Genomic DNA, 21,449 nt, shown 5'->3' with positions numbered 1-21,449 from the left:
GTAGCCGTCGCTCAGTCCGTGGGCAATCCGCGCAGGCCGAGGTACTCCCGCAGACGGTCATGCAGATCGTGCAGCCTCGGAACGGCGACGCCCAGCGCATCGGCGGTTGTGCAGGCATGGCCAAGCAGGTAGGCGATTTCGGTGCGGCGGCCGAGCCGGACATCCTGGTGCATCGATGAGTAGTTGGCGGCGGTCGCTTCGACTACTCGCCACACGTCGCTTTCCAGCTCCTCGGCTGCCGCGTGCTGGCCGCAGGCAGCGAGCAGCCGCGAGAGTTCGTTGCAGAGCGCGGCGAGCTGAGCGCGGTGCTGGCGCAACTCGCCATTGCGGCAGTCGTGGAGGACGGTGAGGGGATTGATCGCGCAGTTCAGCGCGAGCTTGCGCCACAGTCGGCCGAGGATGTCGTCGCTCCAGGCATTGGGGATGCCGGCCTTGTCGAGTTCACCCAAACATCCGGGGGCGCAGCCGCCATCGGGGTCGCCCAGCCAGTTCTGTCCGCGGCCGGCGAACACGACGCGCGTCGGTCCGTCCCGGTAGGCGCCTTCGGTGCTGGAGACGAAGATGCAGCGTACCAACGGCCACCGCTCGGCGATGGCCTGCTGGCTGCCCAGGCCGTTCTGCAGCAGGAGGATCTCGCAACCGGGCGCCAGGCGGGCTTCCAGCTGCGCGATGGCGGGCTCCGCATCGTAAGCCTTGCAGGCGACCAGTAGCCGATGGATGGGGTTGGGGGCGTCCGGCAGTTCCGCCGTGATCGCCTGCTGGCTGGTCTGGCCTGCCTCCTCGAGTGTGAGGCCGCCGGCCTGCCGGTAATCGGCGAGGCGTTCGGCCGAACGCAGGATGATACGTACCGGCAGCCCCGCTCTGGCCAGGCGGGTGGCCCAGAGGCTGCCGAGCGCGCCTGCGCCGAGAACGTGCCAGGTCATCGCCTCAGGCCGGCTGCTTCAGGCGCAGCGGAACGATACGCCCGGTGCTGTAAGCGCTGGGCAGCAGGGTTGCTGCACGTTCGATGATGGCCTGGGGCGTCACCGGCAGCGCTTCGGCGTCGAGGCTGACCAGGCTGATGCCGGCCTTGATCGAGACGAAGCCTTCGCTGGTCTTCAGCGCCCGCAGGTTGAGCCCTTCGTGCAGGCGCTTGAAGCTGCTCGGCGAGCAGCCTTTAAGATCGTCGATCAGCGCCAGCAGCCCGAACTGCTTCTCGTCGATCCGGCACACCACATCCAGCGGCCGGACCAGCTGCTGCAAACGCCCGGCGATGGCACGCAGTATCTCGGCATAACCGGCTTCGCCGTAACGATCGTTCAGCACTCCGGCGTCGGGCAGGCCGATCTGCAGGTAGCACAGTGCCGTGCCGCGGCTTTCCACTTGGCGCAGGCTGGCGGCCAACTGCTGGTGCAGATAACGGGCATTGCCCAATCCGGTCAGCGGGTCCAACAGGCTCTGCTGTTCAAGGCTGGCGACGTTTTCCGCCAGTTGGTGATTTTCCTGCTTCAGGCGCTGCAGGGAGGCGCACAGGCGGTCGGCTGCGTAGATGCGCGGCAGCAGCTGCTCGTTCATTGTCGACTTGCTGATGAAGTCGTCGACGCCGTGGTCGAAGGCCTCGCCGAGGGCATTTTCGCTCTCGCGACCGGTGAGCAGGATGATATAGCTGTAGTGGCCGCTGCTGGCGTCGCGCTGACGAATCTGGCCGGTGAGCTCCAGGCCGTCCATTTCCGGCATCAGCCAGTCCGCCAGCAGAACGTGGGCGGGACGCTGGGCGTGCTGCGCGAGGGCATCGGCAGCGCTGCTGGCGAAGCGTATGTCCTGATAGCCGGCTTTGCTCAGCGCGCGACCGATCATGACGCTGGAGAATTTGGCATCGTCGACGACGAGGATGCTCAGCTGGGGGTTGGGCATGGCGAGCTCAATCAATTGGAGGGGGACGTCCTGTCACTCCGGGGGCGGGCGCTGACACGTCGAATCGCTATAATGACCGCGCTTTCTTAACCGTCAAGACACGCGCGCTCGGCTCATGCGGCCCGTCGCGCAACATAGTGGAGGAATCCCATGCCCTCGTTCGACGTGGTGTCCGAACTGGACAAGCACGAAGTCACCAACGCGATCGACAACGCGATCAAGGAACTGGATCGACGTTACGACCTGCGCGGCAAAGGCAGCTTCGAGCAGAAGGACCTGACCGTGCAGCTGACGGCAGAAGCCGAGTTCCAATTGGAGCAGATGCTCGAGATCCTCAAGTTGAGCCTGGTCAAACGCAAGATCGATATCCAGTGCCTCGAAGTCAAGGATGCCTACGCTTCCGGCAAGACCATGAAACAGGAAGCGGTGCTGCGCGAGGGGATCGACAAGGAGCTGGCGAAAAAGATCGTCGCCCATATCAAGGATGCCAAGCTCAAGGTGCAGGCAGCGATTCAGGGTGAACAGGTCCGCGTGACCGGCAAGAAGCGCGACGATCTGCAGGAGGCCATCGCTCTGCTGCGTGGCCACGAGTTCGGCATGCCGCTGCAGTTCAACAACTTCCGCGACTGATTCCCGCCGCGCTTCGGCGCACGCATCAACCCCCCGCTTTCCTCGGTGTCCCGGCTGCGCGGACACCGATCCTTCGAAGGAGTATCTCCATGGACCTCTCCGTCGACTATCTGGTCGATCTTTCCGAAGCCTGGCTGCCGGTCGCGCTGCAGTACGGCGCCCAGGTCACGCTGGCACTGCTGACCTTCCTGTTCGGCTGGTGGCTGATCAACACCCTCACCGCCAAGGTCAGCAGTCTGCTGCAGCGCCGTCAGGTGGACCCGACCCTGCATGGCTTCATCGGCAGCCTGGCCAGCGTGGTGCTCAAGGTGCTGCTGCTGGTCAGCGTGGCATCGATGATCGGCGTCGAAACCACCTCGTTCATCGCCGTGATCGGCGCCGCGGGTCTGGCCATTGGCCTGGCATTGCAGGGCAGCCTGGCGAACTTCGCGGGCGGCGTGCTGATCCTGCTGTTCCGCCCGTTCCGTGTCGGCGAGTGGATCGAGGCGCAAGGTATCGCGGGCACCGTCAACTCCATCCAGATCTTTCATACGGTGCTCAAGACAGGTGACAACAAGACCGTGGTGGTGCCCAACGGCGCGCTCTCCAATGGCCATATCACCAACTTTTCCCGTGAGCCGCGCCGCCGTGCCGATATCAACATCGGCATCGATTACAGCAGCGACATCAAGCTGGCCCGCCAGATCCTGCTGGAGATCGCCGAGGACCCGCGAGTGTTGCGCGAGCCCGAGCCGGTGGTATTCGTGACGGGGCTCGGCGACAGTTCGGTGAACCTGTCGTTGCGCGTCTGGGTGGCGACCGCTGACTTCTGGCCGGTGACCTTCAGCTTTACCGAGCAGGCCAAGGAGCGCCTGACCGCCGCAGGCGTCGGGATTCCATTCCCGCAGCGCGTGGTGCACCTCGTGCAGCATTGATCACCCTTTGCAAACGAAGCGAAGCCGGCATCTGCCGGCTTCGTCGTTTTCAGCTGCGCTCCGAGGCGCCTTCGCCCTCGCCGTCAAGCGGCTGCTGGCGAGTTCGGGTCCATTGCCAGGCGATCAATACCAGCGTCGGTATGCCGAGCAGGGCGGTGACCAGGAAGAAGTTGCTGTAACCCAGGTGCTCCACCATGACGCCGGAATACCCACCGAGCAGGCGCGGAAGCAGCAGCATCAGCGAGCTGAGCAGCGCGTACTGGGTCGCCGAGAACTTCAGGTTGGTCAGGCTCGACAGATAGGCGACGAATGCGGTGGAAGCCAGACCGCCACTGAAGTTGTCGCAGGAGATGGTGACGATCAGCATCTGCAGGTTGGCGCCCATCTCCACCAGCAGCATGAACATCAGGTTGGTGGCGGCCGATGCCGCACCGCCGATGAACAGGATCGGCAGGATGCTGAAGCGCACGATCAACAGGCCGCCAAAGGCCGCGCCGAGCAGCGTCATCACCAGCCCGAACAGCTTGCTGACGCTGGCGATCTCGTCCTTGGAGAAGCCCTGATCGATATAGAAGACGTTGGCCATCACGCCCATCACCGTGTCCGACATCCGGTAGGTGGCAATCAGCCCGAGCAGTAGCAGCGCCTGCCAGCGGTAGCGCACGATGAAGTCGGTGATCGGCGTCAGTACCGGGCCCATCAGGATGCGCCCGGGCGCCGACAGGCAGCCCCAGCAGATCAGCAGGTACATGGTGCCGCGCGGCCAGTAGCCGCCCCAGTAGGACTGGAACATGCCGGTGGTGGAAACCATCAGGATGATCAGCACGATCACCGATACCGCCTGGTGGGCGAAGTCGAAGCGTGTCGGCCGCTGGCGCGCCTTGGCCTGACCGAGAATGTGGCGCACCGGGACGAACAGCGCGCGGCCCACCGGCGATACGCTGCCGAGAATGAACAGTGCGTACAGTGTGGCGCGCGGCCAGGCCTGGGCGATCAGCGCGTTGATCATCGCCGGCACCGAGATCAGCAGCACCAGCAGCAGCCCGACCGCGGCCAGCTGATGATTGAAGGTGTAGCGCGAGGGTTCGTTGGGTAGCGGCGCGGCGACGTCCGGCTCGCGGATCACCAGGCTGGTGACCAGGCCTGGCACGATGAGCAGGGCAAAGACTAGGTAGGTGGTGGTCCATGCCGCCTGGTCGTAATTCAGGTTGCTGGAGCCCAGCCATTCGGCGAGGAACAGGGCACCGGCGCTGGCCAGCAGCATGGCGATGCGGTAACCGGTCATGTAGCTGGCGGCAAGGGTCGCCTGCAGCTTGTCCTCGGCGATCTCCAGGCGGTAGGCATCGATGGCGATGTCCTGAGTGGCCGATGAGAACGCCACCACCACGGCCAGTGCGATGAGCATGGTGAGATTGTGCTGCGGGTTACACAGCGCCATGCCGATCAGGCCGACGGCGATCAGCGCCTGGGACAGCACCAGCCAGGAACGTCTCCGGCCCAGCGAGCCGATCCAGGGCAATCGCCACTGGTCGAGCATCGGCGACCACACCCATTTGAAGGCGTAGGCCAGGCTGATCCAGCTGGCAAAGCCGATGGTCTCCCGGGAAACACCCGCCTCGCGCAACCACACCGAAAGGGTGGAGAACACCAGGACCGCCGGCAGACCGGCTGCGAACCCCAGTAACAACAGGGCGAGCGTGGCAGGACTGGCGTAGGCGGCTAGCGCATCGCGCCAGGTATCACGGGACATACATCAAGGTTCTGTGCTGATGGGACGAAGGGCGCACTCTAACCGTTGAGCTCCGTCGAATGCCAGCCGTGCCGACGCATGTCCACGCGGTCGTTGACGATGGTCAGCCCCTCGGCGCGCAGCCGCATGCGTTGCTCGTGCCCGGCCGCTGTGCCGGCTGGCAGGCTGAGGCGGCCGCCGGCGGCGATCACCCTGTGCCAGGGCAGGCTGGTGTCATCCGGCAGCTGCGACATCAGGCGGCCAACCCAGCGCGCGGCGCGGCCGAGGCCGGCCATGGCGGCCAGCTCGCCGTAGCTCACCACCTTGCCCGGCGGGATCTGTGACATCACCAGGTAAACGGCGGTGCGCCGCGTTTCGGCATCGGCACCGGGGGGTGACAGCGGTGCGTGGTCATTCATGCAGAGCTTCCGGTCGGTGGTGGAGGTCGGCTCGCCGAACTCGTGATCCATTCGGCGGTCTGTGCTTGCTGTAGCTGAATGCATAGGGATAATGCCAGCCTTTCAACCCACTTCGACCATAATCCCAGCACATTTATGCTCACCAGAACCCTGCTTTGCGCGACCCTTTCCGCCGTTGCCCTGCCTTCGCTCGCCGACACCGTGTGGCTGAAGAATGGCGATCGCCTCACCGGCAAGATCAGCGTGCTCGATGGCGGCAAGCTGCTTATCGAGACCGAATACGGCGGTTCGATCCCGCTGAAGTGGAACCAGATTGCCACGCTGGAAAGCGACCAGAAGCTGCTCATCAAGCAGGATGACGTCACCGGTGAGGTCGCCCAGTCGCTGCAGGCGGCCGAGCAGGGCCAGGTCACTCTGGTCAACGGTGCCGCGCCGCGCACCGTGGAGCTGGCGAGCATCACCCAGATCATCCATCCCAAGCCGCTGATCCAGGACTTCACCTGGAAGGGCAATGTCGACGTGGCGATGGACTACAAGCGTGCCGAGACCGATACCGACGACTACGACGTCTCCTTCGACACCAAGGCGCGTCACGGCCTGTGGCGGCACAATGGCACCGGCAACTACAACCGCGAGTACCGCGACGGCGTGACGGTTACCGACAACTGGGATGCCGAGTACGCGCTGGACCGCTTCCTCGACGAACACTGGTTCTGGCAGGGGCGCCTGAGCTACAAGCACGACCAGATCGAAGACGTCCGCCGCCAGCGCACCATCGGTACCGGTCCGGGTTATCAGTTCTGGGATAACGAGCTGGGTGCCTTCTCCCTGGCCAGCCTGATCAACCGCAGCGACTACCAGTTCGCCGATGGCGACAAGGAAGCCTTCTACCTGGCCGCGGTGAAGTGGGACTACAACCGCTACCTGGTGGGCAAGACGTTCGAGCTGTTCAGCACCGGCGAGCTCGGCAAGCCGCTGGAGAACGTTGCCGACTACGCGCTGGATGCCAAAGTCGGGCTGCGCTACAAGGTGACCGACTGGGCCTCGCTGAACATGAAGGTGCAGAAAGACATCATCAGCGGTGCCGACAGCGACCTCGACGAGACTCGCTACAGCATCGGTTTCGGGGTGGGTTGGTAAGCCCTGGCGATTCGTTCCCGTCTATAGAAAGAAGGCAGCCCGATGGCTGCCTTTTTGTTTGCAGGTTCGTTCAGAGGCGCAGCCCGCCGTCCAGCTCGAGGATGCGGCCGGTGTAGTAGTCGTTCTCGAAGATGTAGGCGACCGAGTGGGCGATCTCCGCCGGCTTGCCCATGCGCTTGAGGGGAATGCCGGCGGTCATCTTCTCCAGCGCTTCGGGCTTCATGCTGGCGACCATCTCGGTCTCGATGAAGCCGGGCGCCACCCCTGCCACGCGAATGCCATAGCGCGCCAGCTCCTTGGCCCAGACCACGGTGGCCGAGGCGACACCGGCCTTGGCCGCGGAGTAGTTGGTCTGGCCCATGTTGCCGGCGCGGGAGATCGACGAGATGTTGATGATCGCGCCTTCGCTCTTGAGCTCGACCATCTTCGCTGCGACTTCCCGGGTGCAGAGGAATACGCCGGTGAGGTTGACGTCGATCACCGCCTGCCACTGGGCCAGGCTCATCTTGCTGATTTCGCCATCCTTGACCTTGAGCAGCAGGCCGTCGCGCAGGATGCCGGCATTGTTGACCAGCCCATGCAGGCCACCGAAGTCCTCGGCGACACGCGCGACCATCTCGCAGACCTGCTCCTCGCTGGCGACGTTGCACAGGTAGGCGCGGGCCTCGCCACCGGCGGCCTTGCAGGCGGCCACGGCTTCGTCCAGGCGCTCCTGGTTGAGGTCCACCAGAGCCAGGCGTGCGCCCCTGCCTGCCAGGTGCTCGGCCATGGCACGGCCGAGGCCCTGGCCGCCGCCAGTGACGATGATGACCTTGTCTTGCAGTTGCATGCGCGTCTCCTAGTTGTCCTTGTTAAGCGGGAACGACGCCCGCCAGGGAAATCGTTATGCTGGGCGCTCCGTCATCCCGGACCGTATCGAGGAGCCACAGGTGAGCGCCGAAGCCCGCAAGCATGCCCGACAACTTCTGCTCAAGGAATACCGCGGCGTGCTCTCCACCCATTCCCAGGCCATGCCCGGCTTTCCGTTCGGCTCGGTCGTGCCCTATTGCCTGGACGCGCGTGGCTGGCCGCTGCTGCTGATCAGTCGGATCGCCCAGCACACCCGCAATCTCAAGGCCGATGTGCGCTGTTCGCTGCTGGTCGGTGAGCGCGCCGCCGAGGACGTACAGGCAGCGGGCCGGCTCACGCTGCTGGCCGAGGCCCGCCAGCTCGACGACGGGGCGGCGGTCGAGGCGGCTGCGCAACGCTACTACCGCTACTTCCCCGAGTCGCAGGACTACCACCGCGTACATGACTTCGACTTCTGGGTGCTGGAGCCGGTGCGCTGGCGCTACATAGGTGGTTTCGGTGCAATTCACTGGCTGGACGACGTCGCCTCGGCCAATCCCTTCGCTGCCGAGAATGGCGAGGTGGAGCGGGGCATGGTCGAGCACATGAACGATGATCATGCAGCGGCCATTGCCCACTATGTCGAGCAGGCCGGGCTGTCGCAGGGTGCGCCAGCGCAAATGGTCGGTATCGACAGTGAAGGCTTCCACCTGCGTATCGGCCAGGCACTGCACTGGATAGCCTTCCCCGAGCCCTGCTCGACGCCCGGGGCGGTGCGCCAGACGCTGGTGGCGATGGCGCGGCGCTGACGCGGTTCAGCTTGGCTTCAGCGGCGCTGCGCATAATCCGGTTACAGGCCTTTTCTCTCCCGGGTTGAATTAGACCCGGGATGCCGCCATCTACAGAGGACTGGAAGCTGATCTTCCGCCAAGGACCATCGATGCGAATCTTCTTTGTGCTGTTTCTATTGTTCCCGCTGGCCGAGCTGTTCGTACTGATCAAGGTCGGCAGCTCCATCGGTGCGCTGGCCACCATCCTGCTGCTGGTGCTCAGCGGCATTGCCGGTGTTCTGCTGCTGCGTCTGGCCGGTTTCGCCACTGCCTGGCGCGCCCGCGAGCGCCTGGCGCGGGGCGAGTTGCCCGAGCGTGAAATGCTGCAGGGGCTGATGATGGCAATCGGCGGCGGCTTGCTGTTCCTGCCCGGCTTCATCAGTGACCTGCTGGCGCTGATCGTGCTCTTCCCGCCGACACGCAACTTCCTGTTCCGCCAGATCAACCGTCGCATGGAGGCGCAGATGCGCCGTCAGCGCGCCTTCGCCGACGACTTGCAGGCCCGCGCCAACCCGCAACGGCCCAATGTGATCGAGGGCGAATGGGAGCGACGCGACCAGGACAAATGATCCGCTCGCTCGATAACCGGCATGCCAGCAGGCATGCCGTTTTTCAGTTGCGGCCATGAAAATTTCATCCGCGCCCCTTGAAATGCTCTTGAACGCCCGCATGTAGCGGACACCGCAAGGTCGCTGTCGTGTTCGACAGTCCGTCTTCTGCGGCTCGCACTGCGGGCCGCAACCGGCACAGCCGGATTTGCCCAACCCGCCGATGAAGGGTCATCGGCATGGAACCACTCTACTAGGAGAGATCGACAATGAAGCTTCGTCCTCTGCATGACCGCGTCGTGATTCGTCGCAGCGAAGAAGAAACCAAGACCGCAGGCGGCATCGTCCTGCCGGGCTCCGCTGCCGAGAAACCGAACCGTGGCGAAGTCGTTGCTGTCGGTACCGGACGTGTGCTGGACAACGGCGAAGTGCGCGCTCCGGCCGTTAAGGTCGGCGACAAGGTGGTGTTCGGCCCGTACTCCGGCAGCAACACCGTCAAGGTCGACGGCGAAGACCTGCTGGTGATGAGCGAGAACGAAATCCTCGCCGTCATCGAAGCCTGATTACCGCGAATCTCCGTACATAATTCACGAATTGAGGATCAATCAACATGGCTGCTAAAGAAGTCAAATTCGGCGACTCCGCACGCAAGAAGATGCTGGTCGGTGTGAACGTCCTGGCTGATGCGGTGAAAGCGACCCTCGGCCCGAAAGGCCGCAATGTGGTGCTGGAGAAGAGCTTCGGTGCTCCGACCATCACCAAGGACGGCGTTTCCGTTGCCAAGGAAATCGAGCTGAAGGACCGCTTCGAGAACATGGGCGCCCAGCTGGTCAAGGACGTTGCCTCCAAGGCCAACGACGAGGCCGGTGACGGCACCACCACCGCCACCGTCCTGGCCCAGGCCATCGTCAACGAGGGCCTGAAGGCCGTCGCTGCCGGCATGAACCCGATGGACCTGAAGCGCGGCATCGACAAGGCGACCATCGCCATCGTCGCCGAGCTGAAGCAGCTGGCCAAGCCGTGCACCGACTCCAAGGCCATCGCCCAGGTCGGCACCATCTCCGCCAACTCCGACGAGTCCATCGGCCAGATCATCGCCGAGGCCATGGAGCGCGTGGGCAAGGAAGGCGTGATCACCGTTGAGGAAGGTTCGGGCTTCGAGAACGAGCTGTCCGTCGTCGAGGGCATGCAGTTCGACCGCGGCTACCTGTCGCCGTACTTCATCAACAAGCCGGACACCATGGTTGCCGAGCTGGACAACCCGCTGCTGCTGCTGGTCGACAAGAAGATCTCCAACATCCGCGAACTGCTGCCGGTGCTGGAAGGCGTCGCCAAAGCCGGTCGTCCGCTGCTGATCGTTGCCGAAGACGTGGAAGGCGAAGCCCTGGCCACCCTGGTGGTCAACAACATGCGCGGCATCGTCAAGGTCGCTGCGGTCAAGGCACCGGGCTTCGGCGATCGCCGCAAGGCCATGCTGCAGGACATCGCCATCCTGACCGGCGGTACCGTGATTTCCGAAGAAGTCGGCCTGAGCCTGGAAACCGCTACCCTGGAGCACCTGGGTAACGCCAAGCGCGTCGTGCTGAACAAGGAAAACACCACCATCATCGACGGCGCTGGTGCCCAGGCCGACATCGAAGCTCGTGTGGCGCAGATCCGCAAGCAGATCGAAGACACCACCTCCGACTACGACAAGGAAAAGCTGCAAGAGCGTCTGGCCAAGCTGGCTGGCGGTGTTGCCGTGATCAAGGTCGGTGCCGGTACCGAAGTCGAGATGAAAGAGAAGAAAGCCCGCGTCGAAGACGCCCTGCATGCGACCCGTGCGGCCGTTGAAGAAGGCGTGGTGCCTGGCGGTGGCGTGGCTCTGGTGCGCGCTCTGCAGGCCATCTCCGAGCTCAAGGGTGACAACGAAGACCAGAACGTCGGTATCGCGCTGCTGCGTCGTGCCGTCGAAGCTCCGCTGCGTCAGATCGTTGCCAACGCCGGCGGCGAGCCGAGCGTGGTGGTCGACAAGGTCAAGCAGGGCTCGGGCAACTACGGCTTCAACGCTGCGTCCGACACCTACGGCGACATGATCGAGATGGGTATCCTCGATCCGGCCAAGGTCACTCGTTCCGCGCTGCAGGCTGCTGCTTCCATCGGCGGTCTGATGGTGACTACCGAAGCCATGGTTGCCGAAGTGGTAGAAGACAAGCCGGCCCCGGCCATGCCGGACATGGGCGGCATGGGTGGCATGGGCGGCATGATGTAAGCCGACCGGCCCCTTGGCTCCATAAAAAGAACCCCGCCTCGTGCGGGGTTTTTTTTGCGTGCCGTTAAGTGCATCCTCGACCGTTCGTCAAAAAGAACGCAGGAATTAACTAGCTGAGCTACGGTCAGTTAACCACCGCCTAATCAAGGGTTTACGCCATGAAGCTGGAAATCGCTCGAGGATTGTTCCTCATCGGCGCGCTCGGAGTGACCACGCTTTGCGTAGCGGCATGGAATGAGCCCGGAGCGACACTGGTGCAGAGCAGCGAAAGCCGCAGCTATTGCCCGTTGCCGCCAGGCAGCAAATCCCGCTTCGAGGCGGCGCGCCCCGATCAGGATCTGCTCCTGCTTCTCTACGGCCTGTCACAAGGCATGCGCTAACGCCTCCGGCGTCAGGCGATGCCGGGCGCGGCGGCCGACTGCGGTGCCTTGTCCGGTCTGGCCAGCAGTTCATAGACGGCAGGCAGCACGAACAGCGTGAACAGCGTGCCCACCGACATCCCGGTGGCGATCACCAGGCCGATGTCGAACCGGCTGACGGCGCCGGCCCCACTGGCGATGATCAGCGGCACCATGCCGAACACTGTCGCTGCGGTGGTCATCAGCACCGGCCGCAGGCGAATCGCCGCCGCTTCTTCCACCGCTTCGCGGCGGCTCAGGCCGCGCTCACGACGCAGCTGGTTGGCGAACTCGACGATCATGATGCCGTGCTTGCTGATCAGACCGATCAGCGTCACCAGGCCCACCTGGGTATAGATGTTCATGCTCGACAGGCCGAGGAACAGCGGCACCAGCGCCCCGCACACGGACAACGGTACGGTGACCAGGATCACCAGCGGATCGCGGAAGCTCTCGAACTGTGCGGCCAGGACCAGGAAGATCAACGCCAGCGCCAGGGCAAAGGTCAGGTACAGCGCATTGCCTTCCTGCACGTACTGCCGCGACGCGCCGGCGTAATCGAAGCTGAAGCCCTCCGGCGCTTCCTCGCGGGCGATGGTCTGCAGCGTTTCGATCGCCTCGCCCATGCTGACGATGGGAAAGCCCTGGATCATCGCGGCGTTGAGCTGCTGGAACTGCTTGAGCTGAGTCGGCCGGGCGCGGTCGCGTACCTTGATCAAGGTCGAGAGCGGCAGCATCTGGCCCTGCTGGTTGCGCACGTAGTAGTTGCTCAGCCAGTCGGGGTTGTCGCGGTAGGCGCGTTCGACCTGGGCGATGACCTTGTAGCTGCGGCCCTCGATGGTGAAGCGGTTGATCTCGCCCTCGCCGAGCAGGGTGCTCAGGGTCAGGCCGAGGTCTTCCATGGAGACGCCCATCTGCGCGGCCTTCTCGCGGTCGATCTCGACCACGATCTCCGGCTTGTCGAACGCCAGGTCCACATCGAGGAAGGCGAACTTGCCGGACTCCTCGGCGCGCTTGCGGATGCGCTCGGTCACCTGCAGCAGCGTTTCGTAGTCGTTGGCGGTATTGATCACGAACTGGAACGGCAGGCCTTCGCCGGTGCCGGGCAGCGAAGGCAGGTTGAAACCGAAGATCTGCAGGCCGGGCAGGCGATCGAGCTTGGCCTGTACCTCGGGCAGGATTTCCATCTGCGAGCGCTCGCGCTCGTCCCAGGGTTTGAGCAGGAAGCCGCCAATGCCGCTCTGCACGCCATCGAAGCCGTTGATCTGGAACCAGGAGTAGTACTCCGGGAAGCTCTTGAATATCTCCAGGAACTGGTCGGTGTAGGCGTTCAGGTAGTCCAGGTTGGCGGTCTTCGGTGCGCTGGCCATCATGAAGACGATGCCCTGGTCCTCCTCGGGCGCCAGTTCGCTCTCGGTGAACATCAGCAGCACCGGAATCAGCGCCAGCACCAGCACGGCGAACACCAGGACCACCGGGCGGGTGTTGAGGGTGCCGTGCAGGGCGCGCTGGTAGCGCTGCTTGAGGCGTTCGAACAGCTCATCCAGGCGATGGGCGAAGCCGCTGGGGTTCTCTTCGTGGCGCAGCAGCTTCGAACACATCATCGGCGACAGCGTCAGCGCCACCACACCGGAAATCAGCACGGCGCCGGCCAGGGTCAGGGCGAACTCCTGGAACAGCGCACCGGTCAGCCCCTGCAGGAAGCCGATGGGAGCATAGACCGCGGCCAGGGTGATGGTCATCGAGACCACCGGCATGGCGATCTCCCGGGCGCCGTCGAGCGCCGCCTGCAACGGCGATTTTCCCTGCTCGATGTGCCGGTGGATGTTCTCCACCACGACGATGGCATCGTCCACCACCAGGCCGATCGCCAGCACCATGGCCAGCAGCGTCAGCAGGTTGATCGAGTAGCCCATCGCCTGCATGAAGAACAGCACGCCGATCATCGACAACGGGATGGTCACCACCGGAATCAGCACCGTGCGCAGCGAGCCGAGGAACAGGAAGACCACGACGATGACGATCACCGCGGCCTCGGCCAGAGTCTTCACCACCTCGTCGATGGACGCCTGGATGAACTCGGTGGCGTCGTAGGCGATGGTTGCCTTCAGGCCCGGCGGCAGCTGTGCCTCGATCTGCGGCATGATCGCGCGCACTTCCTTGATCACGTCCAGCGGGTTGGCGCTGGGCGTGCCCTTGATACCGATATAGACCGAAGGAATACCGTCGAACGAGCTGATCGAGTTGTAGCTTTCGGCGCCCATCTCCACCCGTGCCACGTCACCCAGCAGGACGCGGCTGTCGCCCTGGGTCTTGAGCGGGATGGCGGCGAACGCTTCCGGCGTCTTCAGCTCGGTGTCGGCGTTGATGCTGGTGACCACGTACTGGCCTTTCACTTCGCCGGCTGCCGAGAGGAAGTTGTACTTGCGCACCGCCTCGTTCACGTCGCCCGCGGAGACGCCGTAGGCTGCCAGCTTCACCGGGTCCAGCCACAGGCGCATGGCGAACACCTGGTTGCCAAGGATCTCCGCCTCGGCCATGCCTGGCAGCGTCGCCAGCTTGGGCTGGATGACTCGCGACAGGTAGTCGGTGATCTGCGGGTTGGACAGCTGGTCGCTGTAGAAGCTGATGTACATCAGCGCAGTGGAATCGGCCGCCTGCTTGTTCAGCACCGGGTCCTCGGCGTCCTGCGGCAGCTGGTTCTTGACCGAGTTGGCCTGGCTGAGCAGCTCGGTGTAGAGGCGATCTGTGTCGGCGCCGATGCGCGCGTAGACCGAGATCACCGAGGCGTTCTGCTGGCTGACCGAGGTCATGTAGTCCACCCCTTCGGCGCTGGCAAGGCTCTGCTGCAACGGCTGGGTGATATAGCCCTGAATGGTTTCGGCGTTGGCGCCGGGGTAGGCGGTGGTCACCGTGATCAGTGCGCTTTCCATCTGCGGGTACTGGCGGATGGTCAGGCTGTTGAAGGCCTGGATGCCGAGCAGCACGATCAGCAGGCTGATGACGCTCGCCAGTACCGGGCGGCGGATGAAGGGATCGGTGAAGGCCATGGGCAAGTCCCTGGAACTGTTCGATGTGGCGCTGCCGCCGGAGCGGCAGGCCCCTTATTCGGACGCCGGCTCGGCGCCGTCGAGCTTGAGCGTGCGGTTCTCGGCGATGGCGACATGGGTGCCGCTGTCGAGCTTGAGCTGGCCGGCGGTGATCACCTGTTCGCCGCCTTCCAGGCCGTCGAGGACCACCACCAGGCCGTCGCGACGCTCGCCTGTGGTGACGAAGCGGCGCTCGACCACCAGGTACGGCTCGTCGCGGCTGACCCCTTCAGGCGGCGTGCCCTCGGTCACCAGCAGCACCGAGTTGCCGTACAGCGTGTAGGTGATGGCCGTTTCCGGCACAACCACCTGCGCGTTTTCGGTCGGCAACAGGACCTGCAGGTCGGCGAACATGCCAGGCAACAGCCGACCGTCGGGGTTGGCCAGTTCGGCGCGGACCTGCACGTTGCGGGTTGTGGTTTCCACCTTCGGGTTCAGCGCGCTGATCACGCCTTCGAAACGGTCGTCCGGGTAGGCCGCCACGCGCAATTGCACCTTCTGCCCGAGCGCCAGCAGCGGTACGTGCTGTTCAGCCAGGAAGAAGTCGACGTAGAGCGTGGAGAGGTCCTGCAGCGTGGCGATGGGCGTGCCGGCAGCGATGTAATCACCCACATCCACCTGGCGGATGCCGATGGTGCCGGAGTAGGGGGCGAGGATGCGCTTCTTCGCCAGGCTGGCACGCAGCTGGGCGACGCTGGCCTCGGCCTTCTGCGACTGGGCATTGAGACGGTCGTATTCGCTGCGGGAGATGGCCTGGCGATCCAGCAGGCTGCGGGCGCGCTGGAACTCCAGGCGGGCCAGGCTGAGGTCCGCCTCGGCGCTGACCAGGCTGGCCTGCTCCATTTCGCTGTCCAGCAGCACGATGGCCTGGCCCTTGCTGACCTTCTCGCCGGACTGGAACTGCACGTCGGTGATGGTGCCGGCGATCTCGACGCTGAGGTCGATGCCCTGCGATGCCTTGAGCGTGCCGATCGCCGGCAGGCGGCTCTGCCAGTCCATGCGCCGGGCAACTTCCGCCTCGACATCGATCGCCGGCTTGGGTGCCTGGAACTGCTGAATCTGTTGATAGATCGAGTTGAACTTGAGTGCGGCAAGGATCGCAACGACGACGACCACCGCGCCCAGCATAAACAGCATGCGGCGCAACATTTTCCGATTTCCTTGGAGATGTGAGCCGGCTGTCTACTGCCGTGATCGAGGCAGCCGTTCGATCGTCCGGTCAGCGTCGCTTGGACGGTGGCTGCACTGGCGCAGCCGGACCGGGGAGGGAGGAACTTAGCCCCGAATCGGAAGCAAGTAAAGGGGGAGAGGGGGCGCAGGGCCACCGAAAGGCGGGGCGGGCGACAGGCTGTCGGGCCGCCCCGCTGATCGTCAGCCAGCGAGGCGGCGGGTGTCCTCGGTGAGCTGCGCCGACAGGCCGTGCAGGTTCTGACTGGCGGTTTCGGTGCGTTCGACGTTCTGCTGGTTGATGGTGGCGATGGAGGTGATCTCGGTGAGGTTGCGCGAGATGTCCTCGGCCACCGCTGTCTGTTCCTCGGCCGCGGTTGCGATCTGCCGGTTCATGTCGCGGATCGCCTCCACGGCCTCGGTGATGCGCTGCAGCATCAGTCCGGCCTCGGTCACCTGGCCGACCCCCTGTTCGCTGCGCACCTGGCCGCTCTCGATGGCACGCACCGCATTGCTTGCGCCGGTCTGCACGGTATCGATGATCTGGTGGATCTCGGCGGTGGATTCGGCGGTGCGCTGGGCCAGGGTGCGCACCTCGTCGGCCACCACGGCAAAACCGCGGCCGGCGTCGCCAGCACGGGCCGCCTCGATGGCGGCATTGAGCGCCAGCAGGTTGGTCTGGTCGGCGATGCCGCGGATGACTTCCAGCACCTTGCCGATCCGACCGCTGTCGCCCTCCAGCCGGCGAATGACCTCGGCAGTGCTGGCGATTGCGCTGCTCATGTCGGTGATGCTGGCGATGGTGCCGCGCATCACCGCCTCGCCCTGTTGCGCGGCGTGATCGGCGGCATCGGCGGCCTGCGCCGCTTCGGCGGCATGGCGCGAGACTTCCTGGGCAGTTGCCGACATCTCATGCACGGCAGTGGCGACCTGATCGGTGCGCGAGAACTGCTCGCGGGCGCCATCGGCCATCAGCCTGGCGATGGCGTTCAGTTCGCCGCTGGCGCTGTCCAGATTGGAGGTGCTCTGCTGTAGGCGGGTGAAGGTATCGGCGAGAAAATCGCGCAGCACGTTGGCGGCAACCGCGAGTCGGCCGAGTTCGTCGGCGCGGCTGGCGTCCACCCGCTCGGCGAACTTGCCCTGGCTGAGACGCGCGATGTGCTCGATCAGCGTGCGGATCGGCTCGATGATGCGTCGATTGACCAGCCACAGGCTGAGTAGCGCCACCACCACGCCGGCCAGGATCATGATGACCGGGCCGAGCAGCGCGGTGGCTTCGGCATCGGCCTGTATCGCCTCCGAACGCTGCCGGGCGGCCGCATGCAGCTGCTTGACCAGTTCGCTGAGCTGGGCGCTGGTGGCACGGTCGATCCCGGCCACCGCAGCATCACCGGCAAGCGGGTCGCTGCCGGCGGCGATAAAGGCGTCCAGGCCCTTGCGGTAGGCGCCGCCCAGCGTTCGATGCTCGTTGCGCAGGCGCTCGATCTGTCCGGCCAGCGCCGGTTCGTCGGCACTCAGCACGAGCAGCTCGCCAAGAACCTTCTGCACCTTGGCTTCCTGTGCCTCGAACTGGCTCCAGTAGCGGTTGCGATTTTCGAGCTGCTTGCCGCGCAGCAGTACGTTCTTCCATTCCTGCACCTGTACCTTGAACTCGAGGTTGGCCTCGTCGATCAGTTGCAGCTCAGCCAGGGGCCCGTCGAGCAGCGTCTGGAATTGGTCGATATCGCTGCTGAGCATGCGGATGCAGCCGAGGGCGATGAGGAGCGTCAGCAGCAGGCTGCCGCCGATCAGCGCGAGGATCTGCGCGCGCAGGGACTTCTGGAGCATGGGCAAGGTCTCGTCGTTTGAGAAACGTCAATGAGCATCCCTGCCGTTGTCCAGCACATCGGTCGAGTGACGTGTTTCTTGAGCTAGACGATGCGCAGATGGTTGTCCCAGAGCCCTGCCGGCATCTGCAGCGGCGTACTGGTGAAACGCTCGCCGCGGCAGTCGAACAGGCGGCAGCGGCCCTGTCCGGAGCTGACCACGAAGCCCTCGGCGACTGCCGCGACGCCGGCGCAATCGGGCAGGTGAGCCTCCTGGCGCAGCGCGGCACTGTCCAGGTCCCAGATGAACACCTTGTTGCCGCGTGGCGCGGTGACGGCCAGCAGCCGCAGCTCGTCGTGGATGGCCAGACTGGCGGTGTACTGGTTCATGATCTGCCGCTGCGCCTCGCCCAGCGGGAAGTGCTGGAAGGGCTGCCCGGGCCGCTTGATCGCCAGCAGCGGCACGCGGTCCATCGGGTCGCCTTCGTACTGCTGGCCGCTGACGACCGTGCCGTCGGCGGCGACGGCGAGGTGGCGCACGCTGTTCATGCGCTCCGGCAGTTGTTCCTTGCTGACCAGGCTGCCGTCGCGACGCAGCAGCACCAGGCTCGGCTCCATGGCGTCGAGATTCATCATCTCGCGGCTGTCGGCCTCGGTGCGGATGCCGCCGTTGGCGATCACCAGGGTTTCGTGATCCGGCATCCACAGCAGCTGGTGGGGGCCGATGCCATGGGTCGCGTGCTCGCCGACGCGCACCAGCTCTCGGCCTTGCAGGCGGTAGACACCAAGCACGCCACGGCCGGCGTCGCGGGTGTCGTTCTCGGTGGTGTAGAACCATTCGCCATCGCGGTGGAACACGCCGTGGCCGTAGAAGTGCCGGTTGGGTGGCGACGCCAGCACCTGCAGCAGGCGTCCGTCACGCGAATCGATCAGGTAACTCTCGCGGCTAGGGCGCCGACCAACGAACACCGCCAGCGGCAGGTAGGGATGCGGATACACGTCATGGCAGCGCTCGGCGACCGGGGTGGCGAACACCTGGCTCCCGTCGAGCCGATAGCCGACGGCATAGTGTCGCCCCTGCTGATCGTTGCGTGCGGAGAGCAGCACCGGCTGCCCGCCATGACGGCTCAGGCTCCAGCCCGCGATGCCACTTGCCGCGAGCACGGCGCCACCCAGACCGAGCAGGGTTCGACGTTTCATCTCAGTCCCCGTCGTGAGCGTTGAAGCCGATCTGCACGCCGAGGGCGCGGGCCAGCTCCTGCTGGTGCAGGCGATGCAGACGGTCGATGCCTTGGTAGAGCGCATCCAGTTCGCTGCGGCCCTGTTCGTCCGCCAGCTGCACGCCGAATGGTTGCGTCAGCCCGCCCAGGTGCTGCAGCAGCTGGGCGTAAGCGGCGTCGATGCGCTGGGCCAGGTCCGCCTGCTCGGCAGGCAGTAGCGAACGCAGGCCGTTGTTGTCGGCGCCTAGCCAGAGGCTTTCGGCACCCTTGACCGCTGCGGCGATGCTGGCCAGCGTGGTGTCGCTGCGCCAGCCCTCGGCCTGGTAAGGCTGCGGATGGCCCTTGGTCTGTCGACCGAGCGGGGCGCCGAGCTTCTTCTTCAGGCCATCGAGGGCGGTGACCTGGACTCGCAGCAGCTCGGCGATCGCCTCGCTTGGCTCGGCATAGCGCTCGTTGGGGAAGCTGCGCAGCTGGTCGGCCATGCCGTCCTTGTCTTCCCACTGCTGCAGCACGCCGGCGGCAAGCTGCTGCTGGTGTTCACCGATGGATGTCAGCAGCGGGCAGTAGCGGGCCTTGGTTGCGCTGTCGCCGAGATCGATCGTCTTGTCGAAGAGAACGTACTCGTAGGCGCTGAGACCCTGTACGACGACGCTGGCACCGTCCAGATCGGCCTGCGTGAGGTTGGGCTTGGCCCCGAGCAGGGCCGTGACCTGACGCGCGACCAGGTTTTTCTTGTCCGGCCAGAACTGCACCTGCCAGGCTAGGTTGCCTTCGCCCATCGGGCCTATCAGCAAGGGTTGCAGGCCGGCCCAGGCCGTCTGCGCATGGACGAAGGCTTCGCGCGCCTCTTCGAGGGTCTGGTTGTCGGCGCAGTAGGCGATGGCGCTGGCCGCCAGGCGACGGTCGGTTTCGGCCCAGTGGGTGTAGGCGGGCAGCAGGACGCCATCGGTCAGCGCCTTGCTGGTTTCGGCCTGCGGATCGGCAGGCGTGCAGGCGCTCAGCAGCAGGGCTGTCAACAGACCGCCGCTGGCCATGCGCAGGGTGTTGGAACGAATCATGGTGTCCTCGTCGGCATTGCCGGTTTGCAGCGCTCTCGCGCCGGGAAAGCATGGATACATGGGTTCACTCAGAGCGACTCGAGGAAGCTCAGCAGTGCGTTGCGTTCGTCCTGATCGAAGCCCAGCACGATCTGGCGCGATCGCTCCGCTTCGCCGCCGTGCCAGAGAATGGCTTCGAGCAGGTTGCGGGCGCGCCCGTCATGCAGGAACTGGGTATGTCCACTGACCGTCTTGGTCAGGCCGATGCCCCACAGCGGTGGGGTGCGCCACTCGCGGCCGCTGGCCTCGAACTCGGGGCGGTGGTCGGCCAGGCCTTCGCCCATGTCGTGCAGCAGCAGGTCGGTATAGGGGCGGATCACCTGATTGGCCAGCTCGGGCTCCGCGGCATCGGCGGCGGTGGTGAACTGTGGTACGTGGCAGCCGTGGCAGCCGGCGCGGTGAAACAGTGTCTTGCCGGCCAGTACCTGCGGATCACCAACGTTGCGCCGTGCCGGTACGCCGAGGTTGCGCGTGTAGAACAGCACCTGGGCGAGGATGTTGTCGCTTACCTCAGGCTCGCCGCCGTTGGGCATCGCCCGGCATTCGACCTGCCGCTCGGTGCAGCTGCTGCCGCTGAACAGGCTGGTGGACAGTCCCATGTCGTTGAAGAAGGCGTCGGCGTTCTGCTGGTTGAGGCTCGGCTGGCCGGCCTTCCAGCCGAAACGGCCGATGACGGTCTGCCGGCTGGTCTGGTCGAACACTCGATTGGGTCGGCCGGAAATGCCGTCGCCATTGCGATCGTCGGGGTCGGCATTGGCCAGCAGCGCTTCCTCTGGGATGGCTTCCAGCAGCCCGAGGCCGATCATCGGCGGTGCGATGCGCGGCGACATCAGGGTGTCGGGGTGCATGTCGCCGTACCCCAGCTCGCTCAGTTCGATCTCCGGTTTACGGAGCTCGACTTCGCTGCCATCGGCGAAACGCACGCGCTCGGTGGAGTAACGCAGGCGCACCTTGCCCTCCGGCGCGACGCCGGGAATCGCCATGTCCTGCAGCTGGCCGCCATAGCTCGGCTCCGGTGCGATGCCGCGCTCGCGGACGACTTCGGCGTGTTCCGGGCCGGCCGGAATGGACAGACGTACCAGCATCGAGACGGCGCTGGCGGCATCGGCTGCCGGCGGATGCCCGCGCCCGTCCTTGATGTGACAGTTCTGGCAGGCGTTGGTGTTGAACAGCGGGCCGAGACCGTCGCGTGCGGTAGTGGACGCGGGGGCGATGACCCAGGGATTGCGGAAGAAGCTGTTGCCGACGCTGAAGTCGAGTCGGCGCATCGGTGCCAGGTTGGCCGATGGCATGGAGAACGCGTTCTGGTCGAACTTCATCACCGTGGCGTTACCGCCCGAGAGGGCTTCGCCGGGCTCGGCCTGCTCGAAGCGCGGGGTTTCGTCGTTGCCGCAGGCAGCCAGAAACACGGCCAGCAGCGGGAAGAAGCGGCGAAACGACGGGCGCATCGGGGATACCTGCGGAGCGTTGGATTAAGCCGCGCAATCTTAG

The 21,449-nt window shown here is 65.0% G+C and carries 19 protein-coding genes; 8 read left to right on the top strand and 11 right to left on the bottom strand.

What is annotated here, in order from left to right; translation table 11 throughout:
• Window positions 1-11: 11 nt before the first annotated feature.
• Both PSTAB_RS15885 and PSTAB_RS15880 read right to left on the bottom strand, forming a co-directional pair.
• Complete coding sequence (locus PSTAB_RS15885; protein ID WP_013983739.1) at window positions 12-923, bottom strand: putative 2-dehydropantoate 2-reductase; 912 nt, start codon at window positions 921-923, stop codon at window positions 12-14.
• A 4-nt stretch (window positions 924-927) separates the two neighbouring features.
• Window positions 928-1,893 (bottom strand): response regulator, encoded by a 966-nt coding sequence (locus tag PSTAB_RS15880; protein ID WP_011914242.1) that lies wholly within the window; start codon window positions 1,891-1,893, stop codon window positions 928-930.
• A gap of 150 nt (window positions 1,894-2,043) precedes the next feature.
• Between PSTAB_RS15880 and PSTAB_RS15875 the strand changes: the two genes are divergently transcribed.
• Complete coding sequence (locus PSTAB_RS15875) at window positions 2,044-2,523, top strand: YajQ family cyclic di-GMP-binding protein (protein ID WP_011914241.1); 480 nt, start codon at window positions 2,044-2,046, stop codon at window positions 2,521-2,523.
• An 89-nt stretch (window positions 2,524-2,612) separates the two neighbouring features.
• Window positions 2,613-3,437 carry a mechanosensitive ion channel family protein gene (locus PSTAB_RS15870; RefSeq protein WP_011914240.1) on the top strand — a complete coding sequence of 275 codons (825 nt, stop codon included), beginning with the start codon at window positions 2,613-2,615 and terminating at the stop codon, window positions 3,435-3,437.
• A gap of 49 nt (window positions 3,438-3,486) precedes the next feature.
• Here the strand turns inward: PSTAB_RS15870 and PSTAB_RS15865 are convergent, their stop codons facing one another.
• On the bottom strand, window positions 3,487-5,187 hold the full coding sequence (locus PSTAB_RS15865; RefSeq protein ID WP_011914239.1) for an AmpG family muropeptide MFS transporter: 1,701 nt from the start codon (window positions 5,185-5,187) through the stop codon (window positions 3,487-3,489).
• Between the two features lie 38 nt (window positions 5,188-5,225).
• Window positions 5,226-5,585, bottom strand: a complete 360-nt coding sequence (locus tag PSTAB_RS15860; RefSeq protein ID WP_041771978.1) for an MGMT family protein — start codon at window positions 5,583-5,585, stop codon at window positions 5,226-5,228.
• A 135-nt stretch (window positions 5,586-5,720) separates the two neighbouring features.
• On the opposite strand from PSTAB_RS15860, the gene PSTAB_RS15855 reads away from it, so the two are divergent.
• The gene (locus PSTAB_RS15855) at window positions 5,721-6,725 is read left to right on the top strand and encodes a DUF481 domain-containing protein (RefSeq protein WP_013983737.1); all 1,005 of its coding nucleotides are present in this window, start codon (window positions 5,721-5,723) and stop codon (window positions 6,723-6,725) included.
• 70 nt (window positions 6,726-6,795) lie between these two features.
• Here PSTAB_RS15855 and PSTAB_RS15850 read toward each other — a convergent pair whose 3' ends face one another.
• Window positions 6,796-7,554: an SDR family oxidoreductase gene (locus PSTAB_RS15850; RefSeq protein WP_013983736.1), complete on the bottom strand. Its 759-nt coding sequence runs from the start codon at window positions 7,552-7,554 to the stop codon at window positions 6,796-6,798.
• 100 nt (window positions 7,555-7,654) lie between these two features.
• On the opposite strand from PSTAB_RS15850, the gene PSTAB_RS15845 reads away from it, so the two are divergent.
• The 5 genes from PSTAB_RS15845 to PSTAB_RS15825 all read left to right on the top strand — a co-directional run bounded on the left by PSTAB_RS15845 (window position 7,655) and on the right by PSTAB_RS15825 (window position 11,562).
• A complete protein-coding gene (locus PSTAB_RS15845; RefSeq protein WP_013983735.1) occupies window positions 7,655-8,362 on the top strand; it encodes a HugZ family pyridoxamine 5'-phosphate oxidase in 708 nt (235 codons plus the stop codon).
• Between the two features lie 131 nt (window positions 8,363-8,493).
• Window positions 8,494-8,952: an FxsA family protein gene (locus tag PSTAB_RS15840; protein ID WP_013983734.1), complete on the top strand. Its 459-nt coding sequence runs from the start codon at window positions 8,494-8,496 to the stop codon at window positions 8,950-8,952.
• Window positions 8,953-9,200: 248 nt separating this feature from the next.
• A complete protein-coding gene (locus PSTAB_RS15835; RefSeq protein ID WP_011914234.1) occupies window positions 9,201-9,494 on the top strand; it encodes a co-chaperone GroES in 294 nt (97 codons plus the stop codon).
• A 47-nt stretch (window positions 9,495-9,541) separates the two neighbouring features.
• Entirely contained in the window at window positions 9,542-11,182 is a 1,641-nt protein-coding gene (groL, locus tag PSTAB_RS15830) for a chaperonin GroEL (RefSeq protein WP_011914233.1), read from the top strand.
• A gap of 158 nt (window positions 11,183-11,340) precedes the next feature.
• The gene (locus PSTAB_RS15825; RefSeq protein WP_011914232.1) at window positions 11,341-11,562 is read left to right on the top strand and encodes a hypothetical protein; all 222 of its coding nucleotides are present in this window, start codon (window positions 11,341-11,343) and stop codon (window positions 11,560-11,562) included.
• Window positions 11,563-11,573: 11 nt separating this feature from the next.
• Here PSTAB_RS15825 and PSTAB_RS15820 read toward each other — a convergent pair whose 3' ends face one another.
• The 6 genes from PSTAB_RS15820 to PSTAB_RS15795 form a co-directional block, all read right to left on the bottom strand.
• Entirely contained in the window at window positions 11,574-14,630 is a 3,057-nt protein-coding gene (locus tag PSTAB_RS15820; RefSeq protein WP_013983733.1) for a multidrug efflux RND transporter permease subunit, read from the bottom strand.
• 54 nt (window positions 14,631-14,684) lie between these two features.
• On the bottom strand, window positions 14,685-15,818 hold the full coding sequence (locus PSTAB_RS15815) for an efflux RND transporter periplasmic adaptor subunit (RefSeq protein WP_013983732.1): 1,134 nt from the start codon (window positions 15,816-15,818) through the stop codon (window positions 14,685-14,687).
• A 222-nt stretch (window positions 15,819-16,040) separates the two neighbouring features.
• Entirely contained in the window at window positions 16,041-17,663 is a 1,623-nt protein-coding gene (locus PSTAB_RS15810; protein WP_013983731.1) for a methyl-accepting chemotaxis protein, read from the bottom strand.
• 83 nt (window positions 17,664-17,746) lie between these two features.
• Window positions 17,747-18,841, bottom strand: coding sequence for a DUF1513 domain-containing protein (locus PSTAB_RS15805; protein WP_013983730.1), 1,095 nt, complete (start codon window positions 18,839-18,841; stop codon window positions 17,747-17,749).
• Window position 18,842: 1 nt separating this feature from the next.
• Window positions 18,843-19,919 (bottom strand): imelysin family protein, encoded by a 1,077-nt coding sequence (locus PSTAB_RS15800; RefSeq protein ID WP_041771977.1) that lies wholly within the window; start codon window positions 19,917-19,919, stop codon window positions 18,843-18,845.
• A 68-nt stretch (window positions 19,920-19,987) separates the two neighbouring features.
• Window positions 19,988-21,406, bottom strand: coding sequence for a di-heme oxidoreductase family protein (locus PSTAB_RS15795; protein ID WP_013983728.1), 1,419 nt, complete (start codon window positions 21,404-21,406; stop codon window positions 19,988-19,990).
• Window positions 21,407-21,449 lie beyond the last annotated feature (43 nt).

The organism is Stutzerimonas stutzeri, assembly GCF_000219605.1.
GTDB lineage: Bacteria > Pseudomonadota > Gammaproteobacteria > Pseudomonadales > Pseudomonadaceae > Stutzerimonas > Stutzerimonas stutzeri.
Note: the sequence above shows the minus strand (reverse complement) of the source record. Positions and strands in the feature narration are given on the sequence as shown.